The sequence below is a fragment of the Geobacillus sp. Manikaran-105 genome, assembly GCF_002809955.1.
In the GTDB taxonomy this organism is placed as follows: domain Bacteria; phylum Bacillota; class Bacilli; order Bacillales; family Anoxybacillaceae; genus Geobacillus; species Geobacillus thermophilus.
On the sequence record NZ_PIJG01000037.1, the window covers coordinates 22,605 to 30,002 of the forward strand.

Sequence of the window (7,398 nt, forward strand, 5' to 3'; positions counted from 1 at the left end):
ATTTGATTAGTTGTTCTTCGATCCCTTCGCCTCTGCCACCACCCGCTCCAAAAACGAAAGCAAGTCATCCCGCAGCTCCTCGTTTTGCAAGGCAAACTCAATCGTCGTTTCGATAAAGCCGAGCTTTTCGCCGACATCGTACCGCTTTCCTTCAAATTCATAGGCAAACACGCGCTGAATTTCATTCAACCGCCCGATCGCATCGGTGAGCTGAATCTCCCCGCCTGCGCCGGCTTCCTGTTTCTCTAAAAACAAGAAAATTTCCGGCGTCAACACGTAGCGGCCGACGATCGCCAAGTTCGACGGCGCTGTGCCCGGAGCTGGTTTTTCCACGAAGCGGCGCACTTGGTAGCGCCGGCCTTGCTGCTCGAGCGGGTCGATGATCCCGTAGCGATGCGTTTCTTCCTCCGGCACGCGCTTGACACCAATCACCGAGCTGAACGTTTGTTCATACTGCTCAATGAGCTGTTTTAAACAAGGCTTTTCCGCCTGGACGATATCATCGCCCAACAACACCGCAAACGGCTCGTCTCCAATGAAATTGCGCGCGCACCAAACCGCATGCCCGAGCCCTTTCGGCTCTTTTTGGCGAATGTAGTGGATGTCCACCTTCGACGGCTCTTTCACTTTCTCAAGCAGATCCAGCTTCCCTTTTTGCTTGAGCATCTGTTCCAGCTCAAACGCGTAGTCAAAATGATCCTCAATCGCCCGCTTCCCTTTCCCGGTGACGATAATAATGTCCTCAATGCCTGAGGCGATGGCTTCTTCGACAATATATTGAATCGTCGGCTTATCAACGATCGGAAGCATCTCCTTCGGCATTGCCTTCGTCGCCGGCAAAAACCGCGTCCCAAGCCCGGCCGCCGGAATGATCGCTTTGCGTACTTTTTTCATCTCCGATGGTTCCTCCTCTATCCGATGATCATCTGTTGTTTCGAGTCATGGCCAGTGTCTTTCATTGCCCAGCCGCAAACCGCTCTGCCGACCTGACCGATGAATCGGCGTTGTTTTTATTATACCAAATCCTGTTGAACGGAAAACAAACGAAACGACGCAATGAACGTTGAACGCTCTCCCACCTGCGCTCACGGTATGTTCGCGGCAAACCAAAAAAGAAACGCCCGGCCATCCAGGCGTTTCCGTTCTTACACCGCAACGTGCGGGCAACTTCGCTTTCATACTTTCACAAGCGAATCCAAAATCTCGTCCAGCTTCAGCTCGACGCACGCCATCGACGTATCGGCGGCGCCGTAATACATTTTCACAACATCGCCGTCAACAAGCGCCCCGCATGAGAACACGACGCGGCCGAAAAAGCCGTTCACCTCATAATCCGCTTCCGGCTCAACAAGCGGCCGCTCCGAGCGGGCGATAACTTTTGCCGGGTCGTTCAAATCGAGCAGCACCGCCCCCATGCAATAGCGGTGGTCATCCGACGCCCCGTGGTACAACTCGAGCCAGCCGTGCTCCGTTTTGATCGGCACCGCCCCGCCGCCGATGCGGGCGCTGTCCCACTTTCCTTCGCGCAGACCGAACAAAAAGCGGTGATTCCCCCAATGAAGCAGATTCTCCGACTCCGCGATCCACACCTCGGGGCGGCCGTTGCTTCGCGGCACTGGGCGATGAAGAGCGTAATATTTGCCGTTGATCTTCTCCGGAAAAATGAGCACATCTTTATTTTCCGGAGCGAAAATCATGCCGTGGTGCGTCACCGTCCGGAAATCCGTTGTGGACACCATCGCCTCGCCGACTCCTTTTGGTGAGACGGCGCTGAAATAAATGTAATACGTGCCGTCAATGTACGTAATGCGCGGATCTTCAATACCAAATGTCTCGAGCTCATTCGATGGATAGACGAACGGGCGGTCGTCGATCGTAAACCGCCGCCCGTCTTGACTCCGGGCGAGGCGCAAATAGGAGAGCGACGTCAAATACAAAAACCGCTCCGCCCCCGCCTCTTTGATCACCCGAGGATCGGAAAAATCATAGCGCGGATCGTCTTTGCGAAATTCGTAAACATCGACCTTCCCCGTCTCTGGGTTCCATACCGGTGCTTTCACGATGTTCGGGTCATCCGACATCGGCCGCTCCGCCACCCGAAGAAGCAGCAACACTTCCCCTTGAAATTTCGCCACCCCAGCGTTAAACGCCCCGATCACTTCAAACCCGTCGTGGTGCGGCGGCACATCGTTCGGTGTAATCAGCGGGTTTTCTTCGTAGCGGTAAAGGTGCATCGTCACCCCTGCCTTTCGTATTTCGTAAATGGATCAACGATTGTTAGTTTTTGCGCTTCTGCGTCACTTGTTCCAGCGTAAAAATCGGCCGTGCCGTCCCCTTTGCGAATCAGTCCGCCGCTAAACACGACATCCGCCAAATCCGGACGCTTCGCCGGGCCATCGAGGAAATGGGCTCTTGTGGCGATCAACTCCATGTCCGACGCTTCCCCCGTATCTGGATTGAACGCAAACACCATCGGATAATAATGACGGTTCCGCTCCTGATCGAAACAAGCGATATGGCCCAAGACGCCGACGAGCCCATTGCCAAGCAAATGCACTTCGTTGGCGCCTCCCCATTCTTCATCGGCAAATTGGCCGTCAATCAATGGGGCATTCTCAATCGCCTCCACCGTCAACTCATCGAGCGCACCGATGCGGGTGAAGCCGATTTTTCCGCGTCCGCCTTTTTCCCCTTGCGGACGGGTGAAGACCCCAACCGACCCATCCCGCAGCTCGACAAGACGAATGTCTTTCATCCCGTCGGGACCGGTGAAAAAATGCGCCAATTCATTGATCGTTTTTCCGCGGTAAAACACCGTCCGCCAATACAGCTTCCCGTGAAGCACGGGATGCGGAAACGTCTCCACGCCGCCAAACACGAGATGCCCGTGCACCCGCGAAACAAACGGATCCTGCAAGGCAAACACCGGCGCCCCTTCCCGCGGCACCCATGTCCCTTCACGCTCGACGAAAAAGTATACTTCTGATTGCTCGCTGTCTCTTGCCTCCACCCGTCCGGCAATGACCCACTCGCCATCGTCTTCAAACGGCGCGGAAATGTTGTACACATCCCGCCCCCCAACGCCGGCAAACACGAGCTTCTCCACCCGAAGCGGCTGAGGAGCACGCTGAAATTCCTCAAGCAGTGTCTGGCATGTTTTCATCGTCGGCGTCCTCAATAGCATCCATATCCCCCTAACTCTCTCATTTATCACACGAATAATCAAGTTACAATATAGTAATTAACAATATGCATTTTCACATTACAAAACGATAAACTATCAAGTCAATATCTTTTCGATATTTTTACTCAATATTACACGCACCATGTTAGGTTCATACCTACAGTATCAAATAAATAACGCAAAACGATGTCTTGTAAGCAAAAATGAAAACGACCCCTCCAAACTATGTAATTTAAGTTTTGTTAATTGACAAAATCGAAAAATAATGTAATAATCAGGTTAAAAAATACTTTATTTTTTAACTGCTATTGTTAGCGCTACCAAAACAGTTAACAAAAAGGGGGAGAACAATGTGAAAAGAAACTTTTGGCGAAAAGTCATATCTGGAGTCGCCGTTGCTTTCATGTTAACTGGAATGATTGGATGCTCTGACAGTTCAAACACAGCGAAAGAGGGCTCCTCTTCGTCTAGCAACAAAAAAGTAGAATTAAAGGTTGGAACCTGGGCAGGTGCTCAGGAATTAAAAGAATTCCAAGCAATCGTCGACAAATTAAATCAACAAGCAAAGGACTATCATCTAACAATCCAAAGCATTCCAGCTGATTATTACAAGAAAATTCAAACGATGGCTGCTGCTAAGCAAGCCCCTGATTTATTTTGGCTATCCCAGGAGTACATACCTATGTACGCGAAGTTAGGAGTAATCTCACCAATTGATGAATATGTAAAGGATCACCCAGAAGTAAACCTTGATGATTACTTTGAAGGGCCATTGAAAATTGGGGAAGTAGATGGAAAATTGTATGGCCTTCCTTGGATTAACCAACCAGTAATGCTCTATTATAACCAAACACTCTTTGAAAAGTATGGAGTGGAACTTCCGAAACCGAACTGGACATGGGAGGATTTTAGAAAAGCAGCCATCAAGCTGACAAAGGATACAAATAACGATGGGAAAGTTGACCAGTTTGGAACTGTTGTTGATGGATGGCCGCCAATCGCACTCTGGATTTGGACATATGGTGGAGAAATTGTCGACAAAGATGGGAAAGTGCGCATCGATGAGCCTGAAGCAATCGAAGGCATTAAAATGTTTGACCAACTAATCAACAAAGATAAAGTAACCCCGTCTAAAACACAGGCCCAAAATACCGGTGGACCTGAAATGTTCAAAACTGGAAAAGTAGCTATGTTCTTCGGTGGGGCTGGTGACGATTTGGAAAAACAAATCGGGGACGCATTCAAAGTCGGTATGACAAAAGTACCTCATGCAACGAAAGAAGCGACATTCAGTTGGATCGCTGCCACCGTTATGTCAAGTACAACGAAAAACAAAGAAGTAGCAGCAGAAGCGCTGATCGATCTAACGAACGCGATTCACGAGTGGAAAATACTTCCCCCAACAAAATCAGATTTAACAAATGTAGCGAAAATTCGCCCTGACAAAGCATATGCTATTGATGTAATCAAAGAAAGCTCGACCATTTCGCGTGGCTTCAATAACCAAGATAAACAAAATGAATTGGATACAGCGATTTGGCAACAGTTGTATGAACCAATCCTTTTAGGCAAAAAATCGCCTGAACAGGCTGCAAAAGATGCTGGGAATGCTCTTCGCAAAATTTTAGGTCAATGAAAATTAAAGAAGAGGCTGTCTACCTCGCGACTTCAAGACGGCCTCTTCATTTCTGTATTTTTTGATGATTCATTGAATGGTTTTTATCCTAAACAATATGAAGGTGGGACTCGTGAAAAAGAACATTAAGAAATATGAAGGGTATATATTTATCCTACCATGGATCTTAGGATTTTTTATTTTTACTATTTTCCCCATTGGATTCGCCTTCTATATCGGTTTTACTGATTGGAATTCGTTTACTGAACCTAAATTTATTGGTCTAGATAACTATATTTCCCTTTTCAAAGACCCAAATTTCTTAAATTCTTTAAAAGTTACCGTTATCTATGCTGCATTCGCTATCCCTTTAGGTATCGTATCTTCTCTCTTAATTGCTGTAATTGTTAATGTAAAAGTGAAAGGAATCTACCTTTTTCGTACTGCCCTTTATCTCCCAGCTGTCGTTTCGGGCGTATCGATTGCCCTACTGTGGAGATGGATTTTAGACCCCGACTACGGTTTGATCAATTTTCTTCTTTCTTATATAGGGATTTCAGGGCCTAATTGGCTCGGTGACCCGGCTTGGGTATTGCCTTCGTACGTGATGATGGCCATTTGGGGAGCGGGGGGTGGAATGTTGACTTACCTTGCCGGCTTACAAGATATTCCTCGAAGTTTATACGAATCGGCTGAAATTGACGGAGCCGGTTGGTGGACTAAATTTCGTCACATTACCCTTCCGATGCTTAGCCCCGTGATTTTTTATAATCTTGTCATGGGCATCATCGGAGCATTTCGTAAATTCAATGATGCCTACATCATTGGAGGCGCAGGTAATCAAGCACAATTTTACATGGTTTATCTATATGAGAACGCCTTTAATTTTTACAAAATGGGATATGCCACAGCGATGGCTTGGATTTTATTTATCATTATTTTATTGTTGACTTTACTCGTGTTCAAAACCTCTCCCCTCTGGGTCTTCTATTCAGGGGAATTAGAGAATGGCAAAAAGAAAAAAACAAAAAATAAAAGTAGGTGAGTTAACCATGCCATCATTGACGATCACTCAACGGAAACGCATCCAAACCATTTTTGTCTATCTGTTCTTGATCGTCTCTTCAACAGCTACAGTGTTGCCTTTACTATGGATGATTTCAACATCATTAAAATCTGGAAGTGTTATTTTCCAAATCCCTCCTCAGTGGTTTCCTGATTCTCTTCATTGGGAAAATTATCAACGCGCCATTACGGATATTCCATTTTTCTTATACTTAAAGAACACTGTCATTATTACATTTTTTCGTATGATTGCTGAGGTGTTTGTTTCTGCTTTAGTAGCTTATGGATTTGCCCGTTTTGACTTCCCCGGAAAAAATATTTGGTTTATGATTTTATTATCAACGATTATGTTGCCGGGAGAAATCACAATGATTCCTGTATTCATCATGTTCAGCAAATTAGGATGGATCAACACCTTCAAACCGCTGATTGTTCCTGCCTTCTTCGGGGGACAAGCTGTATTCGTATTTTTGTTGCGCCAGTTTTTTCTCACCATTCCGCGCGAGTTAGAAGAAGCGGCACTTATGGATGGCGCGTCACGATGGCAAATATTTTATAAGATTTTCTTACCTTTATCAAAACCTGCCTTAGTAACAATCGCTCTGTTCTCGTTCCAGGGTTCATGGAATGACTTGCTCGGACCCTTAATGTACCTGAACGACTCGAATAAATTTACTCTCCAACTCGGACTTGCCATGTTTAATGGAATGACAAAAGTCGAGTGGGGCCCTCTGATGGCAGCTTCCTTGCTTGTGTTGCTTCCAACATTAGTTTTATTCTTTTCCTTGCAGAAATACTTTGTCGAAGGCATTTCCATTACCGGCATTAAAGGATAAATGGGGGAAGAAAAGCAGAATTCCCCCTGCCTCGACTAATTAGGAGGAATAGAGGGTCATGTCAACAATGGATATGCAAAACAATTTGTTTTATCGGCTGATTTTACATATTTATTGGCTCACTGTCTGTAATTGTTATTTCTTTTTATTTTGCATCCCATTTTTATTATCTTTATTTTGGTTTTGGAATCACCCGAACACTATCACGTTGTTACTCACATTGGTTTCCTTTATTCCGATTCCACCTGCTTTAACAGCCTCGTATCATGTAATGGGAAAAATCATCAGGGAAAAGCAGGTAGAACTCACAAAATCATTTTTTTACGGAGTCAAAACCAACTTTATCCAATGTTCTATGCTGGGGCTCTTCCAAGCAATCCTTACTATCATTTTGGCAGTCGATATCTTATTTATGAAACAACATGCGCTCGGTTTATATGTCATACCATTTTTATATATCTTATTATTGTTAAACGTATGTGTAGGAATATACTTATATCCTACCCGTGGTGCTAGTTGAGCGTCAGCGCTCAACCAGCCCTAGTGTGACCAAGGAATAAGCCAACAAGATGCCATCGAGTGCCACTTCAAACCCGGCAATGGAATTCGCTCGAATGTCGGTGATCCGGTATTGGTCTACGAGAATCGAAAACACCGTCTCGATGACTTTGCGTTTTTTCCTGATCCATTCTTCCCAT

At 46.0% G+C, this 7,398-nt stretch carries 8 protein-coding genes; 4 read left to right on the forward strand and 4 right to left on the reverse strand.

The features are described 5' to 3' along the window. Positions 1–6: 6 nt before the first annotated feature. The 3 genes from galU to CV945_RS11785 form a co-directional block, all read right to left on the reverse strand. The gene (galU, locus tag CV945_RS11775) at positions 7–894 is read right to left on the reverse strand and encodes a UTP--glucose-1-phosphate uridylyltransferase GalU (protein ID WP_011232739.1); all 888 of its coding nucleotides are present in this window, start codon (positions 892–894) and stop codon (positions 7–9) included. A gap of 281 nt (positions 895–1,175) precedes the next feature. Beyond that, a complete protein-coding gene (locus CV945_RS11780; RefSeq protein ID WP_011232740.1) occupies positions 1,176–2,234 on the reverse strand; it encodes a BtaManbiosPhlase in 1,059 nt (352 codons plus the stop codon). Positions 2,235–2,236: 2 nt separating this feature from the next. Continuing rightward, positions 2,237–3,184: an MTP-1 family protein gene (locus tag CV945_RS11785; protein ID WP_100659830.1), complete on the reverse strand. Its 948-nt coding sequence runs from the start codon at positions 3,182–3,184 to the stop codon at positions 2,237–2,239. A gap of 352 nt (positions 3,185–3,536) precedes the next feature. Between CV945_RS11785 and CV945_RS11790 the strand changes: the two genes are divergently transcribed. The 4 genes from CV945_RS11790 to CV945_RS17875 all read left to right on the forward strand — a co-directional run bounded on the left by CV945_RS11790 (position 3,537) and on the right by CV945_RS17875 (position 7,220). Beyond that, positions 3,537–4,820: an ABC transporter substrate-binding protein gene (locus CV945_RS11790; RefSeq protein WP_060788615.1), complete on the forward strand. Its 1,284-nt coding sequence runs from the start codon at positions 3,537–3,539 to the stop codon at positions 4,818–4,820. A gap of 112 nt (positions 4,821–4,932) precedes the next feature. Further along, positions 4,933–5,844 carry a carbohydrate ABC transporter permease gene (locus tag CV945_RS11795; protein WP_232722120.1) on the forward strand — a complete coding sequence of 304 codons (912 nt, stop codon included), beginning with the start codon at positions 4,933–4,935 and terminating at the stop codon, positions 5,842–5,844. Then, on the forward strand, positions 5,807–6,700 hold the full coding sequence (locus CV945_RS11800) for a carbohydrate ABC transporter permease (RefSeq protein ID WP_083509306.1): 894 nt from the start codon (positions 5,807–5,809) through the stop codon (positions 6,698–6,700). The genes CV945_RS11795 and CV945_RS11800 overlap by 38 nt, the downstream gene beginning before the upstream one ends. A gap of 73 nt (positions 6,701–6,773) precedes the next feature. After that, complete coding sequence (locus CV945_RS17875; protein WP_369827718.1) at positions 6,774–7,220, forward strand: DUF624 domain-containing protein; 447 nt, start codon at positions 6,774–6,776, stop codon at positions 7,218–7,220. Between the two features lie 3 nt (positions 7,221–7,223). On the opposite strand, the gene CV945_RS11810 is transcribed toward CV945_RS17875, so the two are convergent. Next, a partial coding sequence (locus CV945_RS11810) for a transposase (protein ID WP_157807532.1) occupies positions 7,224–7,398 on the reverse strand: 175 nt, incomplete at its 5' end.

Coding starts and splice junctions, on each gene's coding strand:
- CV945_RS11785 (WP_100659830.1), bottom strand. CDS start 3,184: ATGCTATTGAGGACGCCGACGATGAAAACATGCCAGACACTGCTTGAG.
- galU (WP_011232739.1), bottom strand. CDS start 894: ATGAAAAAAGTACGCAAAGCGATCATTCCGGCGGCCGGGCTTGGGACG.
- CV945_RS11780 (WP_011232740.1), bottom strand. CDS start 2,234: ATGCACCTTTACCGCTACGAAGAAAACCCGCTGATTACACCGAACGAT.
- CV945_RS17875 (WP_369827718.1), top strand. CDS start 6,774: ATGCAAAACAATTTGTTTTATCGGCTGATTTTACATATTTATTGGCTC.
- CV945_RS11800 (WP_083509306.1), top strand. CDS start 5,807: ATGGCAAAAAGAAAAAAACAAAAAATAAAAGTAGGTGAGTTAACCATG.